The organism is Massilia eburnea, from assembly GCF_050709955.1.
GTDB classification, from domain to species: Bacteria; Pseudomonadota; Gammaproteobacteria; order Burkholderiales; family Burkholderiaceae_D; genus Rugamonas; species Rugamonas eburnea_A.
In genome coordinates this window covers 24,700-44,084 of sequence record NZ_JBNZFX010000032.1, presented here as the reverse complement: position 1 = coordinate 44,084, position 19,385 = coordinate 24,700, and the positions used below count along the sequence as shown (strand labels likewise).

The following is a 19,385-nucleotide window of genomic DNA, read 5'->3' as shown; positions in this document are numbered from 1 at the left end:
CCGGCCCCGGCTGGCTGCCTATATTCATACGACGGGCGGATCGGTCTCCCGGTCGAACACACGCGGGCCCGCCAGGGCCGCGATGAACGCCGCCAGTGCCGGCTGCAGGTCGGCCGGCGCTGTGCCCACCAGGCCGGGATCGGGCACGCCGCCCGGCAAGGTCGCCGGTATGCCCGCCGCCGCCAGCAACATCGCGCCGGCACCTATCACCATCAATGGCTTGCAGTGACGGTACTGCAGGGTGACGAACTCCACTGCCAGCGCGTTGGCGGCCAGGGTCTCGGCAGCCGCCTTGCCATCCGCTACCACCACGGCATCGAACAGCACTGCAGGGCCGGTTTCCAGCGACATGTCGGCCTCCAGGCCGCCAACCGCGCCGACACGGGGCGCCACCAGCCGCGTGACAGCACCCTGGGTTTCCAGGTCGGCCTGCAATGCATTGACCATCGCCTCGTCGCAGCCCGGCTGCAACCAGGATCGCCACCTTGCGTCCACGGATGCCGGTCTGCCCCGGCCGCGACATCAGCGACAGGCCCGGCGACGGCTGGTAGGTGGGCAGTTCGCGCGTGGTGGCCATCGGTTGCGCATCCGGCACCGTGGTACCGAGGCGCAGCGCCACCATATCCGCCAGTGCGGCATCGACGTTGACCAGCATGGACAGGCTGCGTTCGCGGATCGCCGGCACCTGCACCTTGCTCAATTCAAAGCTGAAGGCATGTGCAATATGCATCTGCTCGGCCGGCGTCTGGCTTTGCCAGAACAGGCGCGCATGGGAATAGTGGTCGGCAAACAGTTCCGGTTTGCCGCGCACCTTATCTTCCTGCACCGGTTCGGGGAACGACATGAAGCCCATGCGGCCGGCCTGGAACGGGCAGCCGCCGCCCAACGAATTCGGTTCGTAAGCTACGCGGCCACGATGGATCGCCTGCCGGTGCATGCCGTCACGCTGGTTGTTGTGCACTTGCGCGAGCGGGGCATTGATCGGAATTTCGTGGAAGTTCGGCCCGCCCAGGCGGCTGATCTGGGTATCCACGTAGGAATGGATGCGGCCGGCCAGCAGTGGATCGTTGCTGAAGTCGATGCCGGGGACGACGTGGGCGGCGCAAAACGCCACCTGTTCCGTCTCGGCAAAGAAGTTGTCGGGATTCCGGTCCAGCACCATGCGCCCGACCACCTGCAGCGGCACCAGTTCTTCCGGCACGATCTTGGTTGGATCGAGCACGTCGAAGGGGAACTCGGCTGCCTCTTCTTCCGTGAAGACCTGCAGCGCCAGCTCCCACTCCGGGTATTCGCCCATCTCGATCGATTCCCACAGGTCGCGGCGGTGGAAATCGGGATCGGCGCCGGAGATGCGCACTGCCTCGTCCCACACCAGCGAATAGGTACCTTGTTTGGGCAGCCAATGGAATTTGACGAAACGCGACTGGCCTGCCGCGTTCACCAGGCGGAAGGTATGCACGCCAAAGCCCTGCATGGTGCGGAAGCTGCGCGGGATCGCGCGGTCCGACATCACCCACATCAGCATGTGCATCGATTCCGGCATCAGGGACACGAAGTCCCAGAAAGTGTCGTGCGCGCTGGCCGCCTGCGGCATGGCGTTGTGCGGCTCGGGCTTGACCGCATGCACCAGGTCCGGGAATTTCATCGCGTCCTGGATGAAGAACACGGGGATATTGTTTCCCACCAGGTCCCAGTTGCCTTCGTCGGTATAGAACTTGACCGCGAAGCCGCGCGCATCGCGTGCGGTGTCGGTGGAACCGCGTTCGCCTGCAACAGTGGGAGAAACGCACAAAGACCGGCGTACGCTTGCCCGCCGATGCGAACGGCGCGGCGCGCGTCAGGCTGGACAATTCGCGATATAGCACTCGAAGAATCCGTGAGCCGCGGACCCGCGCGCATGCACCACCCGCTCGGGAATGCGCTCGTGATCGAAGTGCGTGATCTTTTCGCGCAGGATGAAGTCTTCCAGCAGCGCGGGACCGCGCAAGCCGGCCTTCAGGGAATTCTGGTTGTCGGAAACCGGCACGCCCTGGTTGGTGGTAAGCGGGCGGCCGCCGGCATCGGCACGCACCCGGTCGAGCGCGCCGTTGTTGGGATTCTCGCCCTGCGGCGGCACGCCGGTGCCGGTCTTGGGCGAGCCGGTACTTTCGCTCGCGCTGCCGGCTGTGTCGAGCGGATCCGCAGGACTGGTTGAGGCGCCTGCGGGCGCTACGCCCGCGCCGTGCTCCGCAGCCTTGTTGACGTTGTAGGGAAATTGCGCGGCCAGGCCAGCACCGCGTTTTGCCGGGTCAGGTTTGCTTGTGGGCACGGCGTGCTCCCGGCTTAGTGCTTGCGGGTACCGAGCAGCTTGGAGACCGCGTAGCCTGCGGCCAGCGCTACCAGCAGCGATTTGCCGGGGCTCTGGCGCACGTAGTTGCGGCCGGATTCAGCAAAACGCTTGTAGGCTGCATTCAACTGGTCTCCCTTGACGCCCACCTGATCGGTGATGCTGGTGATATTGTCGGCGACTTTATCGATGGTGCTGTGTACTCCTGCGCGCAAGTCTTTGGCTGGGTTGTCGCCGCGGGTAATGTTGTTGTCCATGATCGGGGTCCTCATCGTTTGGGTTGTATTGGAAGGGTCAAGATAAGGCCGCACGGCTGCATCCACCGTGCGCCAACTAACGATGTGCGCAGGCGATTTCTGGCAACCTGACATTGTTCCCGTTGAAAGGTACCGCGTGATTCCTATCGACCCTGTCACCAGTACGGCCACCGTCACCCCGGCAACGCTGGGCGAGCGTGTCGCGCCTGCCGCTGCCACCCCGCCCCCCGCCACTACCGCGCCCTCGGTGTCGTCGCTCGGGCTGTTCCTGTCCAATCTGGTGCTGGCGCAGCGGCGTTTTCGCGAACTGGCGGCCGAGGGCGGCGATGCGGCTGCGTTTGCGGCGGCCGCGCAGCAGCTAGTCGATAGCCTGAACACCAATGCGCCTCCTTCGCTGGCTGGCGTATTGACCGCGCAGCAAGCGGCGCTCGGACAAGCCGGCATTGACGTCGCCAGCGGCGGCACGCTTTCCGCCGATGAGGACTCATTGACGGCAGCATTCAATGCAGGACCGCAAAGGGCATTGTCCGGGCTAGGCGAGGTGGTCGGCGCGCTCGGAAATGCTGCGGCGGCCTTGCAGCCCAACGCTGCTGCGTCGGCCTCGGAAGCCGGCCAGGAAGCGCTTGCGACGCCATCCCCCAACCTGGCCGAGTTGACCACGCAGCAACGCATCGCTGCCGGGCAATCTGCGGAAACGCGGCAGCTTGCCAGCGAGGCTCTTGCAGCCAATCAACTCGAGGATACGCAACAGCAGCGTCTCGCCGAGGCACAGCTTGCTGCGGCACGGCAGTTGCAGAGCACGCGCGAAGAGGACCTGGCCGCCCAGGCCTTGGCCGAGCGCCTCGATACCGCACGCCGCGCAGCCCTGCAGGAAAGCGAAACCAGCCAGCTTGGCCGCTCCCGCGCCGAACGCGCTGCCGCCGATCGCCTCGACACGGCGCGCCGCCTGGTCGCTGAGCAGACCGAAACTGCCGAATCGGAAGAACTGCTTGCAGCACGCCTTTCCCTGGCACGCCAACAGGCCGCAAATACCAGTCTTGAGGCAGAGGCGGCAGCGGTGGCCCGGCAGCAGGCGGCTGCCGCCAATGCCCAGACAGAAACCAACGCTACCACCGATGAGCGCCTTACCCTGGCGCGTCAGCAAACCTCCGCCGCCAGCGCGCAAGCGGCCGGCGTGGCAGGCCCCGCGACACCGGCCACGCTGGAGGCGCGCGCAGCCGAAGCCGCGACAACTGCCGCACGTACGCGACAATCCCAGGAAAATACGGCAGCAGCAGAGGGCAAGGCGCGGCGCCGAAGATGCTGAGCGAGCGCGCGCGGCCGCCACTACCGAAGCGTTATCCCTGCAAGACCGCCTGACTGCCCAGCGCCTGGACGAGGCGCGTGACGTCAGCCGCGACATCACCACCGAACAGGCGGCAACCCGGCTCGAAGCCCGCCGCCAGGCGCTTCGCGAAGCACAGGCGGCAGCACAAGCCGCAGCAGCGCTGGCCGCCAACGTAGCCGTCGCGCCACCGGGCGCACCGCCCACCCCTGCCACAGCAGGCCTGGCGGCCGCACCGCCCGGCACCGTCCCGCCAGGCAACACAGCAATCCGGCCGCCGGAGGCCGCCATCAGCGCCGCCGGCCCACAGGTCAGCGCTGCAACCGCAAGCGGGATTGCGCCCGGACCGGGTCCTGGGGCGGCGGCCGGCACCGGCCAGCCCGCCCTCGCCACCGCAGCGGCATCAAGTACCGCTGCCGCCCAGGAAGCCAGCGCCGCAGCCGAACGCTCCGCCCAAGCTGCCGAGGCGGCACGCCGCGCCGCTGCCCCGGCGTCGCTGCAAGCGCAGCGCCAGCAAGCCACCGATCCGGCCATCGCGGCCGCCGTGGCAGCCTACCGCACCGGCGATATCGCGGCAGCAGCCGGACGCCCACCCGCCGCCGCGACTCCCCTCGAGACCGTTCCGGCGCCGATGGCCGTGCCAGCCACCGCGCCTGTCGCACCGGTCCAGTCGCGTCCCCTACCGCGCGCCGCCGAAAGTGCAACCGGTGCAAATACCGGCGCCGGCACGCCACCCGGCGGCGGAGCCGCCGGTGGAGCTGCGGGAGGCACTACTGGCGGCGGCACGCGCGGCAATGCGCCTCCAGCCGCGCCTCCAGCCGCGCCCCCGGCAGCAGGTCCCGCAGCAACGCCCGTCCCCGGCAGCCGCATCGACAACAAAGCATGACGCCCCCACAGCCCCTCCGCTCGGCCGCTGTGCCGTTTTAATCGCCCGACAGGCAGAACGCGGCAGAATCCCGGCCAGCCCGCCGGCCGCGAGCTGCTTTGCGTCATTCCGGCATGATGCAGTGCGGCTTGCCGCGCCGCCCGGATTGTGGATAATCACGCCATCGACAAACAAAGGGAGACCCTTCGATGAAGCTGAAGCACTCGGTAAGCGCTGTGGCGCTGCTGGCAATGGCCGCTGGCGCCTGCGCGCAGGACATGGTGGTAAAAATCGGCCATAGCGGCCCACTGTCCGGCGCACAAGCGTTTTCCGGCAAGGATAATGAAAACGGCGCCCGCCTGGCCGTCGAAGAACTGAACGCCAAGCCGATCACCGTCGGCGGCAAGAAACTCAAGTTCGAATTGATGTCGGAGGACGACCAGGGCGATCCGAAAGCCGGCGTCTCCGCCGCGCAGAAGCTGGCCGATGCCGGCGTCAAATACGTGGTTGGCCCATACAACTCGGGCGTCGCCATTCCAGCCTCGCGCATCTACAACGAAGCAGGCACCCTGATCGCCCCGGTGGCGACCAACCCGAAGTTAACGCAACAAGGTTACAAGAACATCTTTCGTATTAACGCCAGCGACACCCAGCTCGGTTCCAAGATGGCGCTGTATGCCGCCAATGAGCTGAAGGTGAAGAATGTCGCCGTGATCGACGACCGCACCGCGTTCGGCCAGGGCCTGGCGGAAGAATTCAAGAAGCAGGCGCGCGCTTCGGGCCTGCAGGTGGCCGGCCACGAATACACCACCGACAAGGCGGTCGACTTCACCTCCATCCTGACCAAGCTCAAATCGAAGAACGTGCAAGCCATTTTCTTCGGCGGCTACGCTCCGCAAGGCGCACCGATGGCGCGCCAGATGAAGCAACTGGGCATCCAGGCCAAGCTGCTGGGCGGCGACACCATCTGCACCGCGGAGATGGGCAAGCTGGGCGGCGATGCCGTCGGCGAAAACGTGCTGTGCGCGCAGGGCGGCGCCTTGCTGGAAAAAGCGGCTTCCGGCCCGGCCTTCAAGGCCAAGTTCAAGAAGCGCTTCAATGCGGAACCTGACGTGTATGCATCGGCCTACTACGATGCGGTGCTGATGTACGCGGCTTCGATGCAGAAGGTGAATTCGATCGACCCGGCCAAGGTTGGCGCCGACATTTCCGCCGGCAGCTACAAAGGCGTGTCCGGCACCTACGCGTTCGACCCGAAAGGCGACATGAAATCTTCGCCGGTGACCATCTTCAACTTCAAGAACGGCCAGCCGGCTCCGATCTCGAGCCTCTAAGGAATTGCCATAATTCCTGTGCGACCGGCCCATGCGGCCGGTCGCTGCGGCGCGCAGCCACCAGTTCCTCCACGCTGCCCGGCAGGTATTTGCCGGCAATCGACAGCAAACGTCCCTCCTCCAGTTCCTGCTCCACCATGAAGCGCGGCAGATGGCCCCAGGCCAGGCCTTGCAGGATAATTTCTTTCTTCATCTGATGGTCCGGCACGGAGCATTGCTGCGCGCCCTCGACCATGAAATAGTCCTTGCCCTGGGTGTGGCGCGCAGTATCGCGGATGACGCATTGGGTGTATTCCCGCAATTGCCCAGGCTTGATCGCCCGGCTGACGGAGAAACGCAGGAAACCAGGCGCCACCACCGGCACGAAGGGAACCTTTGACAATGGCATCCATTCGATACGCGGGTCGCTTTGATCCACACCATGCACGATCAGGTCCGCATCGCCGTCAAACAGCCGCTCGATCGGCCCGGTGACCGCCTCCACCTGCACATGCAGGCGCGTTGAGGGACGGCTGCGGAAGAATTCGGCCAGCGTCGCCAGCACTTCGCGCTGCGGGCACATGTCGCCGATAACCACGCGCAGTTCATCTTCCTCGCCCATCGCCAGTTGCTGCACATGCACTTGCAGCCCGGCCATTTCCGTCAGCGTGGCTTGTGCCTTGCGGTGGAAGGATTTTCCGGCTGCGGTCAGCGCGACGCGGTAGCCGCTGCGGTCCAGCAGTTGCAGTCCGGTTTGCTGCTCGAGGCGGGTCACCGCAGCATGCACGGCGGGGTGGGAGCGATGCAGCAGCTCGGCGGCCGGCTGGAAGCCGCCGCTGCGGGCTACCGCGTCGAAGCATTGCAGGTCGTGCAGGGTGAATGAGCTCATTGTCCACTTTTCTTACAAAGTCATGCCGATCTTTATAATATATTTTCGCGCCAGGCGCACCTAAGATCTGGTCCATCAACCACTCATTGAAGGGACCAGCATCATGTACATCACAACCGGCGACAATGGCCGCATCGCCTACCGCTTCGACGGCCCGGAGCACCTGCCCGTCCTGATCCTGTCAAACTCCATCGGCACCAGCTACCACATGTGGGACGGCGAGGTGGAGGCGCTGTCGCAGCATTTCCGCGTGCTGCGCTTCGACACGCGCGGCCACGGCGCATCGGACGTGCCGGCCGGCGACTATTCCCTTGACCGCATGGGCCGCGACGTATTGGAAATGATGGATGCTCTCGGCATCCGGCGCGCGCACTTCCTGGGTCTCTCGCTGGGGGGCTTCATAGGGCAATGGCTGGCCATCCATGCGCCCGAGCGCCTGCAGCGCCTGGTCTTGTCCAATACCGCCGCCAACCTGGGACCGGAAGGCTTTGACGAGCAGATCGCAGCCGTGCGCGCCGCAGTCGACATGCGCGAAACCGCCGAAGGCTTCCTTTTGCGCTGGTTCCCATCGCACATGCTTGCCGCCCAGAGCGCGCCGGTCGGCAAATTCCGCGACATGCTGCTGGCAACGGAACGCCAGGGCCTGGCCGCCAGCCTGGCTGCGGTGCGCGACGCGGATTTGCGCCGCACCATCAGGCTGATCGAAACGCCGACCCTGGTGATCGCAGGACGCGACGACACCGTGACATCGGCCCGGCACGGCGCCGATATTGCGGCAGCCATCCCCGGCGCGCGCCTGCTGACCCTGCCGACCGTACACCTGTCGAATATTGAGATGCCGGAGGAGTTCAATGCAGCCGTGCTGGACTTCCTGCGCGGATCTTCCGCTCCTTAAGCAGCGGGCAGCGATGGATCGTTCAGCGGCACGCTGCGCAGCCGTTTGCACAGGCCCAGCATCGCCAGGCCCAGCACGCCCGCTGTGGCGCCCAGCACGAAGATGCCCGCCGTGGCCGACAGCAGCTTGCCCAGCAGGCCGATGCCGATGGTGGCCAGGGAATCCCCCGCCGCATCCTGCGCCGCCCACAGGCCGTTCACGCGTCCCAGGTAATGGTCCGGCGTATGGCCTTGCACCAGGCCGTACTGCAGCAACGATGCAATCGACACGCAGTAGCCGAAGCAGGCCAGCAACGCCAGCACCACAGGGAATGCCGGCTTGGCGCCGAGCAGCATCAGGCAGGCGAATGCGGCCAGGCTGGCGCCAATCATGGCCTGGCCGGGACGCTGCAGCCGCTCGGTCCAGCCGCTGATGATCGCGCCCAGCGTGGCGCCCAGCGAGACCGCGGAATACATCAGGCCCAGCTCCAGCGCGCCCGGCGCCATGGCCGGGAACAGCACGCGCACCGCCGTGGTCAGCGTCACCAGCGTGCCGACCAGCACCGTGGCGGCCAGCACCGGGCTGGTGGACAGGAAACGCACGCCGTCCGCCAAAGCACGCAAGGGATGCTCGTCGCTTGCATGCTGCGGCAGCATGGCCGGCAGGCGCAGCAAAGGCAACAGGGTCAGGCCGGTGCCGAGGGCGGCAATGGCGTAGGCCCAGCCAACGTCGGTGGCAGCGATCAGCATGCCGCCGATGGCAGGCGAAATCACCGTTGCCAGGCGCATCGAGACCATGCTCACTGCGCGCGCCTGCATCAGGTTCTCGCGTCCCACAATGGCCGGCATGCAAGCCAGGAGTGCCGTCACGCCCAGCGCGCCGAAAAAGCCGTCCCATGCCGACAGTACGCAGACTGCCCACAAGGAAGGCGCCGGCAGCCAGGCGTTGGCAGCCAGGCCGACGAAACCCAGGCCGCAGATGGCGCGCGCCAGCAGGATCAGCTTGCGGCGGTCATAGCGATCGGCCAGCACGCCGCCCAGCAACAGGCCGGCGAACATGCCGCCGCCTTCCAGGGCCAGCGCCAGCCCGACCTGCAGGCTGTCGCCGGTCAGGGCATAGACCTGCATCGGCACCGCCACCGACAGCATGCCAAGTCCCAGTAGCGAAATGGTGCGTGCGATGAACACGCTGCGGAAATCACGGTTGCGGCGCAGCAGGCCGAGATCGACAAACAGTTTCATACTCATTCCTCATTCAGTTTCAGGCGCTGCGACGTTGGCGCAGCTGCAGGCGTTGTTCGGCGCCGCCGATGGCGCGGTCCAGCAGCGGGCCAAGCACTTCCAGCGATTGCGGCGACAGGATGTTCTCGTGCGAGCAGTGCGCCAGGTGGTGCACTTCCAGGTCCGGCACATGCCTGCGCCAGGCTTCGAGCGGGCGGATGTAGCCGGGCAGCGACTGGCCGGCGATGAACAGCGTGACCGGACCGTCGTAGTCCGGCGTGCGCGTTTGCGCCAGCAGGCGTACCGCGTCGCGGTAGTTGGCGAACACCTGCTCCAGCATCGCCTCCTTCTCCTGGCGCAGCACCTCGTCGGTCTCGCCTTCGTAGGCATCGCCCAGCAGCCGCTCCTGCTCGCGTTCCGCCCCCAGCGCAGCTTCCGCGCCTTGCGGGTCGGTCCAGTCGTGCACCTCGGCCGGATAGGTATCCAGCAGGCCGAGGAAGCTGACCTCCTCGCCCTGCGCGCGCAAACGCTCGGCCACGCCGTAAGCGACCGTGCCGCCCAGCGAGTAGCCGAGCAGGTAGTACGGTCCCTGTGCCTGCACCCCGCGCACGATCTCCACCTGGCGCTCCAGCAGCGCCTCCATGTCCGCACTGGACGCCACCAGGCCGTGCGGACGCGGCGACTGCAGGCCGACGATGGCCCTGCCCCCGCCAAGGTAGCGCGACAGCACGCTGTACTGCCAGGCAAAGCCCGAGCCGGGGTAGAAGCAGATCAGCGGCGGGCCTTCGCCCTGGCGCAGCTGGATCACCTGGTCGAAACCGTCGTTGCCGAAATCGTTGACCATGCCCTGGCTGTTCAACAGGGCGGCCAGCCGCGCCACGGTCGGCGCGGTCATCACCTGGCCGACCGTGATCCGGCGCTGCAGCGTGCGCCGCACTTCGGCCGCCAGCTTCATGGCCAGCAGCGAGTGACCGCCGATGGCGAAGAAATCGTCGTCGGCGCCGACCGCCTCCAGCCCCAGCACCCGCCCGAACACATCGGCCAGGCGCTGCTCCAGGCCGCGTGCGGGCGCCCGGACTGCCTCCTTGCTGCCACGGGCCGGCAGCGGCAACGCCTTGCGATCCAGCTTGCCGTTGGCGCTGAGCGGCAACCGCTCCAGCTCCAGCACCGCCACCGGCACCATATGGGCCGGCAGCCGCACCGCCAGCGCGCTGCGCAGCTGCGCGTTGTCCGGCCGCGCATCGGGCGCGGCCACCACATAGGCCAGCAGCTGGCGCGCATCAGCGCCTCCGCTGTCGCCGCCCAGCACTGCCGCATGCACCACCGCTTCGGCCACACCCGGCTGCTCGCGCAAGACCGCCTCAATCTCGCCCAGCTCGATGCGCTGACCGCGGATCTTGAGCTGGTCGTCGGCGCGGCCCAGGTATTCCACGATGCCGCCTTCCAGCCAGCGCACAATGTCGCCGGTACGGTACAGGCGTGCACCCGCCACGAACGGATCGGCCACAAAACGCGCGGCGGTCAGGCCCGGCTTGCCGACATAGCCGTCCGCCAGCTGGACGCCACCCAGGTACAACTCGCCGACAGCCCCCGGTGGCACCTGGCGCAGCCAGCGGTCAAGCACGCGCAGCTGGGTGTTCCAGACCGGACGGCCGATCGGCACTCCGGCTCCGCCCTGCCCCATGTCGCCGAAGGCCGGCATGTAGCTGACATCCACCGCCGCCTCAGTCGGTCCGTACAGGTTGTGCAGGGCCGCCGAGCTCAATTGTGCAAACTCGCCCGCCAGCGACTTGCCCAGCGCTTCCCCGCTGCAGAACACCAGCCGCAGGCTGGCGCAACGCAGCTCGCCCTGCTCGGCCAGGTATCCCGAGAACACCGACAGCATCGAAGGTACGAAATGCAGGCAGGTCACGCCACGCTGCTCGATCACCTGCAGCAGGGCCGCCGGGTCGCGGTGTGCATCCGGGTCGGCCATCACCAGGCAGGCGCCCTGCATCAGGGGCCAGAAGAATTCCCATACCGAGACGTCGAACCCACAGGGGGTCTTCTGCAGCACCACGTCGTCTTCGCGTAGCTGGTACTGGTACTGCATCCAGGCGATGCGGTTGAAGATCGCCTGGTGCGGCACCATGGCACCCTTGGGGCGGCCTGTGGTGCCCGATGTGTAGATGACGTAGGCCGGGTGTGCCGGGCTGCAGGCGACATCGAGCTGCGGCGCGAACACCTCCAGGCCCGCCAGCTCGTCGAAGCACAGCCGTGGTGTACCTGCGTCCGCAAACCGGGCCAGGTGCGCGCTGTCCGTCACCAGCAGGCGCGGCGCGGCGTCGGCCAGCATATACGCCAGGCGCTCGGCCGGATATCCCAGTTCCAGCGGCAGGTAAGCGGCGCCGGCTTCGATCACTGCCATGATCGCGATGCTCAGGCGCACCGAACGCGGAACGGCGACTGCGACGATATCGCCGGGCTGCACGCCTTGTTCAACCAGGCGCGCTGCCAACAGGCACACCTGGCGCCGCGTTTCCGCGTAGTCCAGCTGCACCCGTGCGTCCGCCAGCGCGGGGTGGTTTGGCGTGCGCCGCGCCTGGGCGGCAAGCGCGCCACGCAGGGTCTGCGCCGACAGCGCCACGCCGGTATCGTTGGCCGCCGCCAGCGACTGGCCTTCGCCGGGCGTCAGCACCGGGTAGCGCGACAACGGCAGCTGTGGCTGCTCCAGCGCCGTACGCAGCACCATCGCCACGCGCTGGGCCAGCGCGGCCGCATCGGCCACCGCGCCGCGGTTTTCCACCAGCAGCGTCAAGCGCTCGCCCGGCAATACCAGCAGGGCCAGCGGATAGTGGCTGTAGCCGCGGTTCACCACTTCACCAATGCGCAGCGGCCGGCCGTCGAGGGCCCGGCAGCTCCTGCGCCAGGTAGGCGTTGTCAGGATAGTTTTCCACCACCAGCAGCGTGTCGAACAGCGCAGCCGCCCCGGCTTCACGCTGGATGGCCGCCAGCCCAAGTCCGTCGTGCTCCATCAGCGCTACATGGCGCTGCTGTAGTGCGGGAAGCTGCTCCCACAGCCCTTGCGCCGCATCGAGGCGGGTGCGGACCGGGATCGTGTTCAGGAACAGGCCGACCTGCTGTTCGATGCCATCGATCTCGCTGTGGCGGCCCGATACCGGGCTGCCGAACAGCACATCGTCGCGGCCTGCCAGAACGCCCACCACCTGGCCCCAGACGGCCTGCATCAGCACATTCAGCGTGATGCCCCGCGCGCGCAGGTTTTCCTGCAAGCGCGCGGTCAGCGACGCCGGCAATTGCAGCGTGTACTCCTGCATGGGCGCGCTGGCCCGCGCGGCATCGAACAGCAGCATCGGTTCGGCGCCTGCCAAATCTTCCCGCCACGCAGCCTGGGCCGGCACCGGGTCGCGCTGCGCCAGCCGCTGCACGAGATGGGCGTAGCTGGTTCGAAGCGGGGCCAATGCCACGCCGGGTTCGCCGTATGCCGACAACAGGTCGCGCAGCAGCAGCGGCGTGGACCAGCCATCGATCACAAGGTGATGCACCACCAGCAGCAGCGCATGACGGCGCTCAGCCAGTTTGACAAGGGCAGCCTGCAACATGCCGCCGAAGCGCGCCGTGGAACCGTCCTGCGCCAGCAATTCCTCCTGCAGTCCCGCCAACCGGGCTTGCGCCTCCGCCAGCGGCAGGTGGCCGAAGTCATGCTGCTGCCAGGGCCAGGAAGGGATGGCGTCCTGCGCGGGCATCAGGAACAGCGGCTGTTCCGCAGCGTCGAGGTCGAACATGCCGGCCAGCTGAGGATATCGGCGCAGCACCGTACAGAGGGCGCCGTGCAGGCGTGCCGCGTCGACGTCGCCATCGAGGTGCAGCAGGGTGAAGGCGTTGTAGCTGCCCTGCCCTTGCGCCGTCTGCGCATGGAACAGCATGCCTTCCTGCAGCGGCAGGGCTGGGAGTATCTCGCCGTATGCCCCATGCCGGCGCAGCAGCAGTTCGCGCTGCTGTGCGCTCAGCGCCAATGGCGCCGGCGCCGCACCAGCCGGCGCATCCTCCTGCGCAGCGAACGGCGCCAGCTGGGCCGCCATGGCGCGCGGTGTACGCTGCGAGAAGACCGCAGCGGGACGCAGCATGTAAGCGCGATGCCGCATGGCGGTGCACAGCATGATGGCGGCGATGCTGTCGCCGCCAAGGGCGAAGAAGTCGTCGTCGACCGAAGCTTCGGCCAACTGCAGCACGTCGGCCATTGCGCGTGCCACGAGAAGAGGCAGGGGCCCGGCATCACCATCGCCGGCGGCCGCTGCGCACCCTGGGCTGGCGTGAGGGGCAGGGCAGCTGCTTGCGGTCCACCTTGCCGCTGACGTTGCGCGGGAAGCGCTCCATCACCACCAGGGCAGCCGGCACCATATAGTCCGGCAGCACCTGGCGCAGCGCGGCCAGCAATTCCCCGCCGCGCACCGCGCGCTGCCCATCATCCAGTCCAGGCACCACGCAATAGCCGACCAGGCGATGCGTGTTGTTGACCGCCTGCGCCAGCACCACGACGCTTTCCACGCCCGGCAGCAGCGACAAGGCATTTTCCACCTCGCCCAATTCGACGCGGTAGCCGCGTACCTTGACCTGGTCATCGCCGCGGCCAAGGAATTCCAGTTGACCCGCCGTATTCCAGCGTACCAGGTCGCCGGTACGATACATGCGGCTGCCTGGCGCTCCGAATGGGCAGGCGACGAAGCGCGATGCGCTCAGGCCGCCCCGCGCCAGGTAGCCTTGGGCCAGCCCGGCGCCGCTGACGTACAGTTCTCCCCGCCACGCCAACCGGCACCGGCTGCAGCCGCGCATCGAGCACGTGGGCCACCGTATTGCCGATCGGGCGGCCGACCACTGGCTGCGCGTTGTCAGCCAGCGCGGCGCGCAGTGTATCAACCGTGTACTCAGTGGGACCGTACAAATTGTGCGCCTGCAGCGCGGGGAAGCACCGCAGCTGTTGCCACAGCGCCGCCGGCGCCGCTTCGCCGCCGATCAGGATCAACGTCGGCTGGTGGCGGCCCGGTGCCATCAGGCCGTTGCCCAGCATCTGGGCCAGGAAGGACGGCGGCAAGTCCATCGCATCGATGCCGATGCGCCTCAACCTCCTGCACCAGGCCGTATGCATCGCGCCGCATCTCTTCGTCGAATACGTACAGTTCCTGGCCGCGCAGCATCCAGAACAGTTGCAGCCAGGACGAGTCGAAGGAGAAAGAATGGGTGTGGGCGGCGCGCAGCGCGCGGCGCCGGGATAACGCTCCGCCACCGCAGCCAGCGCCGGGCCGTAGATCGTGCCCTCATGCGCCAGGAACAGGTTGAGTAGCGCGCCGTGCGTGTTCATCACACCTTTCGGGCGGCCTGTGCTGCCCGATGTGAAGATGATATAGGCCACTGCATCAGCAGGCAGCGCGCCGCCGCGTTCTTCGTCGGTCAGCGGCGAGGCCGGCAACCGCGCCAGTGCCGTGAGGGCCGGATTGCTGTCCAGGTCAAGGCGCGCGATGCCGGCCGGCGGGGCAATTTCTGCCGCACCGGTGGACAACAACAGCACAGGCGCAGCATCCTCGCACATCATGGCAACGCGGTCTGCCGGGTAATCCAGGTCCAGCGGCAGGAACACTGCACCGCACTCCCAATACCGCCAGCATCGCCACCACCGACTCCACCGAACGCGGGATAGCGACGGCTACCACGCGGCCAGGCCCGGCCCCATGCTCGCACAGCAGGCGTGCCAGTTGCGCTACCCGCCCGGCCAGTTCGCCGAAGCGCAGCGTCGCACCGCCGCAGACCAGCGCGACAGCGTCCGGCCTTGCTGCCGCCTGCCGCGCCAGCATGGCGGACAGGCGATCCACTTCGGGCGCGGCCACTGCCGGCCCTTGCGACCATTGCGCAATGTCGTTCCGCTCTTCGTCCGTTGCCGGCAACAAGGCCTGCAGCTCGCGTTGCGGCGCCGCCAGCCATTGTTCAAGCATTCCTTCGAGGCGCGCCGCATGGCGTTTCAGCTCCACGTCCTCATAGCGCGCAGCGTCGGCACGCAGCTCGATTGAGATTCCCTCGCCCACCTGCAGGTTGAACTCAAGGTCATCCACCGGACCTGTCGCCAGGTGATGCGTGGTGCCCTGCAGGCCAGCCAGCTCCAGCCGGTAATCGAACATCTTGAAGTTGACCAGCGCGCCATACAGCTTGCGGCCGGTGCCCACCAGGCCCGCGTCACGCTGGATCTGCTCCGCTTCATAGCGCTGGTGCGGGCGTATCGCCTTGGCCGAGGCACGGAAGGTGCGCGACACCGCGAACCAGTCCATTCCGCCTTCCATCTCGACTGCCAGCGGCAGCACGTTGACCATCGGGGCCAGCGCATTGATGGCGCGCGATCCCATGCGGCGCATGAAGGGCATGCCGATAGCCTGGCGCTTCTGGCCCGTCATACGGTACAGGTAAGCGGCCAACAGGCCGTGCAGCAGGTCCGGGACCGCCAGGCCGGCATCGAGCGCATGCCGCTGCAACACCAGCGCTGCCGCGTCGGACAGCTCCCATGCCAGGCTGCGCACCTGGCCGGACGGCGGTGCGTTGCGCAGGGACAGGCTGGCGGCCGGCGGCAGCGTTTCGCAAAAGCCCGCCCAGAAGGCGCGATCGCGTTCCAGCGTATCGCTGCGCTGGTATGCCTCATATTCCTCGACCGCTACCGATACCGGGGAAAAAGGCGACGGCCCCGCATCGGCGTTGGTCGCCAGCGCTGTGTAATGGGCAGCGATGCGGCGCGTCAATGCCAGGAAGCTGAAGCCATCCAGCATGATGTGGTGGAAGCGCTGGTACCAGAGCCAGTGATCGGAGCCAATCTGGAACAGCGCCTGGCGGTAGCAGTGCTGCGCGCTGGACAGGTCGAAAGGCTCGGCCATGTCGGCGCGCATCCAGGCCTCGGCTTGCTGCCTGGCGTCCGCGTGGCGGCGCAAATCGAATTCCAGCGGCGCTGCAACGGCGTCCATGGCGCCTTGTGCGTGCAGCTGCTGCCGCGCGCCGGTTTCAGCCTGCACATACCGCGCAGTCACGGTATCGGCTTCGGCCAGGCCGCGCTGGATTGCGCGCGACAGCAACTCCGGCTGCAAGGCGCCGCGCACCTCGATGCAATGGGCAATGACGTAAGCTTGCTTGTTCTCGGCCACCTGGTCGGCCAGCCAGATACCGAGCTGGCTGCCGTTCAGCGGCAGGTCTTGTGCATCCATGGCGCCTCCTCAGGCGTGAGCCGCAAACGGGTTGATGGCGAGCCAATGGCGCTCGATGTAGTCCACGCATTCGCTGCGCGGCGCAGGGCCATGCTGCCACTGCCAGCCGGCCGGCTGCGGCGCGAACTCCGGCCACAGGCTGTACTGGCCCGAGCCGTTGCGCAGCACGGTGAACTGGTAGCTTTCATCGTCAAAAGGATTAGTGTTGTTTTCGTTGCTCATGGTTGTTGGATCCAGTCAAAGTCTTTCATCAGTTCACACAGGCCTTCCAGCAGGCCGTCGCGCCAGCACAGCCAGTCGTGGCCGCCGCGCACTTCACGCAGTTCGGCACGATGCCCTGCAGCGCACAGCGCACGGTAGAAGGAATGGTTAGGGCCAAGCATGCTGTCTTCGTAACAGCCAATCTCCAGCAGGAAGCGCAGCGGCATGCCGGCGGCGAGGCCACGCTCCACTTCGCCCGCGAGCCAACCGCCGCTCGCCGTATCGCTTGCGTCGGGCCACCAGAACGAGCCGGACTGGCTCAGCACATTGCCGAAGCGCCCGGGCCAATGCAGCGCCGCATAGGCCGCGGCCAGGCCGCCGAAGCTCTGGCCCGCGACCACTGTGCGGCCGGCTTGGGCAGTGAACGGCTCCAGCGCATGCGCCGGGGGCAGAAGCTCCCGCTGCAGGGCGTTCCAGAACGGCGCGTTGCACGGCAACTCCTGGGCGCGTCTTTCCGGCGACACGGCGTCAACCAGCAGGTAGACTGCCGGCGGCAGCTTGCCCTGCGCGGTCAAGGCATCGAGCGCCCCGAACAGGTTCACCTGGCGCGCCCAGTAGTGGCCATCGAGCAGCACGGCCAACAGAGGATCGCTGGCCTGCGCCTGTGGCGCCGTGCGGTAGATCCACGTGTCACGGGCGATGCCAAGGGCGGCGCTTTGCCAGCGATAGCGTTGCAGCCGGCCTTGCGGTTGACCGGCCTCCGTCCATGCCGGGTGCACGGGGGCATCCGGCAGCAGCAGCGCGGACAGCGGCTGGCCCCAACTGCCGCCATGGGATGGCTGCCGGTTCAGCGAGTCGGCCTGGGCATTGGTTTCCAGGAGGCTGATCCACCAGCGCCTCAACGCAGCGCCGCCGCCCTGCTCCGGTGCCGGCCGGTCGGGCCCCACCGGCATCAGGAAGTAGCTGCCGCGCCAGTCGGAAGGCAGCCGCGTGCTCCAGCTCCAGACATCGGTGCCTGCATGCTGGCGCAGTTCTGCCGGGCCCGTGCTGGGATGGGGCGTGTGCGAGTACACGTCGATATACACGGCGCTTGCCTGCGCTGAGGGCGCCGCGCGCCACAGGAAAGTCACCTCGTGCGTGCCATCGGCATCGTCCGCGGCGCACAGCAGCGGCGTGCCGCGTGCCGCCGCTTCGCTCCACCATGCGGCGCTGCCAAGGTCGGCGCGGCTCATCATGCCTGGCGCTCCTGCGCCACAGCCAACGCCGGCGCCGCGGCGGCAGGCACCGCCCATACGCTATCCGCCGGGCCGCTGCGGGCACGCCGTGCAGCCAGGCGGGCCGCCCATGCCAGCAGCAGGGCCAGCACGAACGCCGTCAGGTCCACCGCTACCGCACCCATGCTGCCGTGCGCCCACATGCCGAGCGACGGCAGCAGGCGCGCCAGCAGCGAAGTGGCCGGGATGGCGAAACCGGCCACTGCGCACAGCGCCAGCAGCTCGGCCCCCGCGCGCGCCGCGCCGCGCCAAAAGGCCCAGGCTACGCAGGACAGGAATATCGCGTAATAGGAAGTCATCAGCGCCGCATTCAGGTTGCCGGCCGACGCGTGCAGCCATTTGGCGACCAGCAGGGCTCCCGCCACGCTGGCTACGCTGCCCAGGCAGATGCCCACGGTCGCTGCCGCCAGCAACGCGGTGCGGCGCGGCTGCACCGGCGGCGCCTGGTCGCGCAGCTGGTTCTTGCGGCGCTTCTCGACCCACAATAGGTTGCCGGAATAGAACAGGAAGGCGCCCGACAGGCCGAATGCAAAGTACACCCAGCGCATCCAGCTGCCACCATAACTGCCGAAGTGCAGCGCGAAGAACGATGCGGCGATGCTGCTCCAGGTGTCGCTTTTTGGTGGCAGCATGCTGGTGTTCAGAACCTGCGCGCTGTAGGGGTCCATCAGCAGGTAGCCCGACACCGCGCCGCGCACCACGTAGTCCTCATTCGCCACACCGACACGCACCAGCGGGCGCGGACTCTCAAGGTCCATGAACAGCATCTCCGTCACTTCGAATCCCGGCGCCGCCTGTTGCGCGCGGCGTACCAGCTCGCTGGCCGGCGCCAGCTTGGACGCGTCGCCCGGTCCCGGCGCACCGGCCGGCCGCGACCACATCTTCTGCTCGCCGTACACCACGTGCTGCAGGCTGTCGTAGAACTGGTCGTGGAAGGCGAATACGATCACCGTCAGGCTGATCACGATATGGAACGGCAGGCTGGCGATGCCGATCACATTGTGCGCATCAAGCCAGAAGCGCTTGCGGTTCTTGCCCTTGCGCAGCGCGAAGAAGTCCTTCACCAGCGTCGGCAACAGCAGCACCACACCCGAAACCAGCGCCAGGAAATACAGCACGCCCGCCACGCCCATCAGGTAGACGCCCAGGTACTCGTCGCCCAGCGTGCCGGGAATGCCGCCGGTGCGGTGCAGCATGTCCACCAGCTCACCAAACAGGGACGGCCGCACTTCCTGCGCCGCCAGCTTGCCTTGCGCATCCAGCGTCCCCTGCCAACGCATGGCATTCAGGTCGATGTCGCGTCCCGCATGGGCGGCGCTCCAAGTCACCGGCGCCGGGTTGTTCTCATGCCGCACCAGGTGCAGGGTGAACTCCTCGCGGGCGGCAGGATGGGCCGCCAGCACCTCACGCACCACGGTATCGACTTGCTGCGGCGTCAATGCGGCGACAGCGGCCGACGGTGCGCTGACCCAGCGCTCAAGCGGATGCTTGAACATGGTCAGCGCGCCGCCGAAGAAACCGATGAACAGCAGTATGCCGGCGCAGATGCCGGTCCAGGTGTGCAGGGATTGATAGATGCGAAGAATATCGCTGCGAACTTTCATGGC

15 protein-coding genes and 1 pseudogene are annotated in these 19,385 nt (G+C 67.3%); 3 read left to right on the top strand and 13 right to left on the bottom strand.

From position 1 onward, the window contains the following. Positions 1-24: 24 nt before the first annotated feature. From ACQ4MM_RS18630 to ACQ4MM_RS18620, 3 genes and pseudogenes are all read right to left on the bottom strand, one after another. Entirely contained in the window at positions 25-447 is a 423-nt protein-coding gene (locus ACQ4MM_RS18630; protein WP_431479050.1) for a DJ-1/PfpI family protein, read from the bottom strand. A 223-nt stretch (positions 448-670) separates the two neighbouring features. Then, a pseudogene (locus tag ACQ4MM_RS18625) lies at positions 671-2,026 on the bottom strand (catalase); the annotation flags it as partial. Between the two features lie 296 nt (positions 2,027-2,322). Next, entirely contained in the window at positions 2,323-2,583 is a 261-nt protein-coding gene (locus tag ACQ4MM_RS18620) for a hypothetical protein (protein WP_431478739.1), read from the bottom strand. A 1,115-nt stretch (positions 2,584-3,698) separates the two neighbouring features. Between ACQ4MM_RS18620 and ACQ4MM_RS18615 the strand changes: the two genes are divergently transcribed. Together ACQ4MM_RS18615 and ACQ4MM_RS18610 are read left to right on the top strand one after the other, a co-directional pair. Then, positions 3,699-4,793, top strand: coding sequence for a hypothetical protein (locus ACQ4MM_RS18615; RefSeq protein WP_431478738.1), 1,095 nt, complete (start codon positions 3,699-3,701; stop codon positions 4,791-4,793). 188 nt (positions 4,794-4,981) lie between these two features. Next, positions 4,982-6,106 carry a branched-chain amino acid ABC transporter substrate-binding protein gene (locus ACQ4MM_RS18610; RefSeq protein WP_431478737.1) on the top strand — a complete coding sequence of 375 codons (1,125 nt, stop codon included), beginning with the start codon at positions 4,982-4,984 and terminating at the stop codon, positions 6,104-6,106. Here ACQ4MM_RS18610 and ACQ4MM_RS18605 read toward each other — a convergent pair. Next, positions 6,069-6,974 carry a LysR family transcriptional regulator gene (locus ACQ4MM_RS18605; RefSeq protein WP_431478736.1) on the bottom strand — a complete coding sequence of 302 codons (906 nt, stop codon included), beginning with the start codon at positions 6,972-6,974 and terminating at the stop codon, positions 6,069-6,071. The two genes, ACQ4MM_RS18610 and ACQ4MM_RS18605, sit on opposite strands and share 38 nt — an antisense overlap. Before the next feature lie 103 nt (positions 6,975-7,077). Here ACQ4MM_RS18605 and pcaD point away from each other — a divergent pair, with 103 nt between their 5' ends. Further along, positions 7,078-7,869 (top strand): 3-oxoadipate enol-lactonase, encoded by a 792-nt coding sequence (gene pcaD, locus ACQ4MM_RS18600; RefSeq protein WP_431478735.1) that lies wholly within the window; start codon positions 7,078-7,080, stop codon positions 7,867-7,869. Here the strand turns inward: pcaD and entS are convergent. Genes entS through ACQ4MM_RS18555 form a run of 9 tightly spaced genes read right to left on the bottom strand, consistent with a single transcriptional unit; the run spans position 7,866 to position 19,382 of the window. Beyond that, positions 7,866-9,089: an enterobactin transporter EntS gene (gene entS, locus ACQ4MM_RS18595; RefSeq protein WP_431478734.1), complete on the bottom strand. Its 1,224-nt coding sequence runs from the start codon at positions 9,087-9,089 to the stop codon at positions 7,866-7,868. The genes pcaD and entS overlap by 4 nt on opposite strands. A 19-nt stretch (positions 9,090-9,108) precedes the next feature. After that, the gene (locus ACQ4MM_RS18590) at positions 9,109-11,922 is read right to left on the bottom strand and encodes an amino acid adenylation domain-containing protein (RefSeq protein WP_431478733.1); all 2,814 of its coding nucleotides are present in this window, start codon (positions 11,920-11,922) and stop codon (positions 9,109-9,111) included. A 4-nt stretch (positions 11,923-11,926) separates the two neighbouring features. Further along, a complete protein-coding gene (locus ACQ4MM_RS18585) occupies positions 11,927-13,309 on the bottom strand; it encodes a condensation domain-containing protein (protein ID WP_431478732.1) in 1,383 nt (460 codons plus the stop codon). A 34-nt stretch (positions 13,310-13,343) separates the two neighbouring features. Next, positions 13,344-13,757 (bottom strand): AMP-binding enzyme, encoded by a 414-nt coding sequence (locus ACQ4MM_RS18580; RefSeq protein WP_431478731.1) that lies wholly within the window; start codon positions 13,755-13,757, stop codon positions 13,344-13,346. Next, positions 13,687-14,658: an AMP-binding protein gene (locus ACQ4MM_RS18575; protein WP_431479049.1), complete on the bottom strand. Its 972-nt coding sequence runs from the start codon at positions 14,656-14,658 to the stop codon at positions 13,687-13,689. The genes ACQ4MM_RS18580 and ACQ4MM_RS18575 overlap by 71 nt, the downstream gene beginning before the upstream one ends. Then, positions 14,573-16,303, bottom strand: a complete 1,731-nt coding sequence (locus ACQ4MM_RS18570; protein ID WP_431478730.1) for a condensation domain-containing protein — start codon at positions 16,301-16,303, stop codon at positions 14,573-14,575. Before ACQ4MM_RS18570 ends, ACQ4MM_RS18575 begins: the two co-directional genes overlap by 86 nt. Before the next feature lie 9 nt (positions 16,304-16,312). Next, a complete protein-coding gene (locus tag ACQ4MM_RS18565; protein ID WP_431478729.1) occupies positions 16,313-16,525 on the bottom strand; it encodes an MbtH family protein in 213 nt (70 codons plus the stop codon). Then, positions 16,522-17,739 carry an enterochelin esterase gene (fes, locus tag ACQ4MM_RS18560; protein WP_431478728.1) on the bottom strand — a complete coding sequence of 406 codons (1,218 nt, stop codon included), beginning with the start codon at positions 17,737-17,739 and terminating at the stop codon, positions 16,522-16,524. Before fes ends, ACQ4MM_RS18565 begins: the two co-directional genes overlap by 4 nt. Further along, positions 17,736-19,382, bottom strand: coding sequence for a PepSY-associated TM helix domain-containing protein (locus ACQ4MM_RS18555; protein ID WP_431478727.1), 1,647 nt, complete (start codon positions 19,380-19,382; stop codon positions 17,736-17,738). Before ACQ4MM_RS18555 ends, fes begins: the two co-directional genes overlap by 4 nt. Between the last annotated feature and the right edge of the window lie 3 nt (positions 19,383-19,385).

Coding starts and splice junctions, on each gene's coding strand:
- ACQ4MM_RS18630 (WP_431479050.1), bottom strand. CDS start 447: ATGGTCAATGCATTGCAGGCCGACCTGGAAACCCAGGGTGCTGTCACG.
- ACQ4MM_RS18620 (WP_431478739.1), bottom strand. CDS start 2,583: ATGGACAACAACATTACCCGCGGCGACAACCCAGCCAAAGACTTGCGC.
- ACQ4MM_RS18615 (WP_431478738.1), top strand. CDS start 3,699: ATGAGCGCCTTACCCTGGCGCGTCAGCAAACCTCCGCCGCCAGCGCGC.
- ACQ4MM_RS18610 (WP_431478737.1), top strand. CDS start 4,982: ATGAAGCTGAAGCACTCGGTAAGCGCTGTGGCGCTGCTGGCAATGGCC.
- ACQ4MM_RS18605 (WP_431478736.1), bottom strand. CDS start 6,974: ATGAGCTCATTCACCCTGCACGACCTGCAATGCTTCGACGCGGTAGCC.
- pcaD (WP_431478735.1), top strand. CDS start 7,078: ATGTACATCACAACCGGCGACAATGGCCGCATCGCCTACCGCTTCGAC.
- entS (WP_431478734.1), bottom strand. CDS start 9,089: ATGAAACTGTTTGTCGATCTCGGCCTGCTGCGCCGCAACCGTGATTTC.
- ACQ4MM_RS18585 (WP_431478732.1), bottom strand. CDS start 13,309: ATGGCCGACGTGCTGCAGTTGGCCGAAGCTTCGGTCGACGACGACTTC.
- ACQ4MM_RS18580 (WP_431478731.1), bottom strand. CDS start 13,757: ATGTATCGTACCGGCGACCTGGTACGCTGGAATACGGCGGGTCAACTG.
- ACQ4MM_RS18575 (WP_431479049.1), bottom strand. CDS start 14,658: ATGATGTGCGAGGATGCTGCGCCTGTGCTGTTGTTGTCCACCGGTGCG.
- ACQ4MM_RS18570 (WP_431478730.1), bottom strand. CDS start 16,303: ATGGATGCACAAGACCTGCCGCTGAACGGCAGCCAGCTCGGTATCTGG.
- ACQ4MM_RS18565 (WP_431478729.1), bottom strand. CDS start 16,525: ATGAGCAACGAAAACAACACTAATCCTTTTGACGATGAAAGCTACCAG.
- fes (WP_431478728.1), bottom strand. CDS start 17,739: ATGATGAGCCGCGCCGACCTTGGCAGCGCCGCATGGTGGAGCGAAGCG.
- ACQ4MM_RS18555 (WP_431478727.1), bottom strand. CDS start 19,382: ATGAAAGTTCGCAGCGATATTCTTCGCATCTATCAATCCCTGCACACC.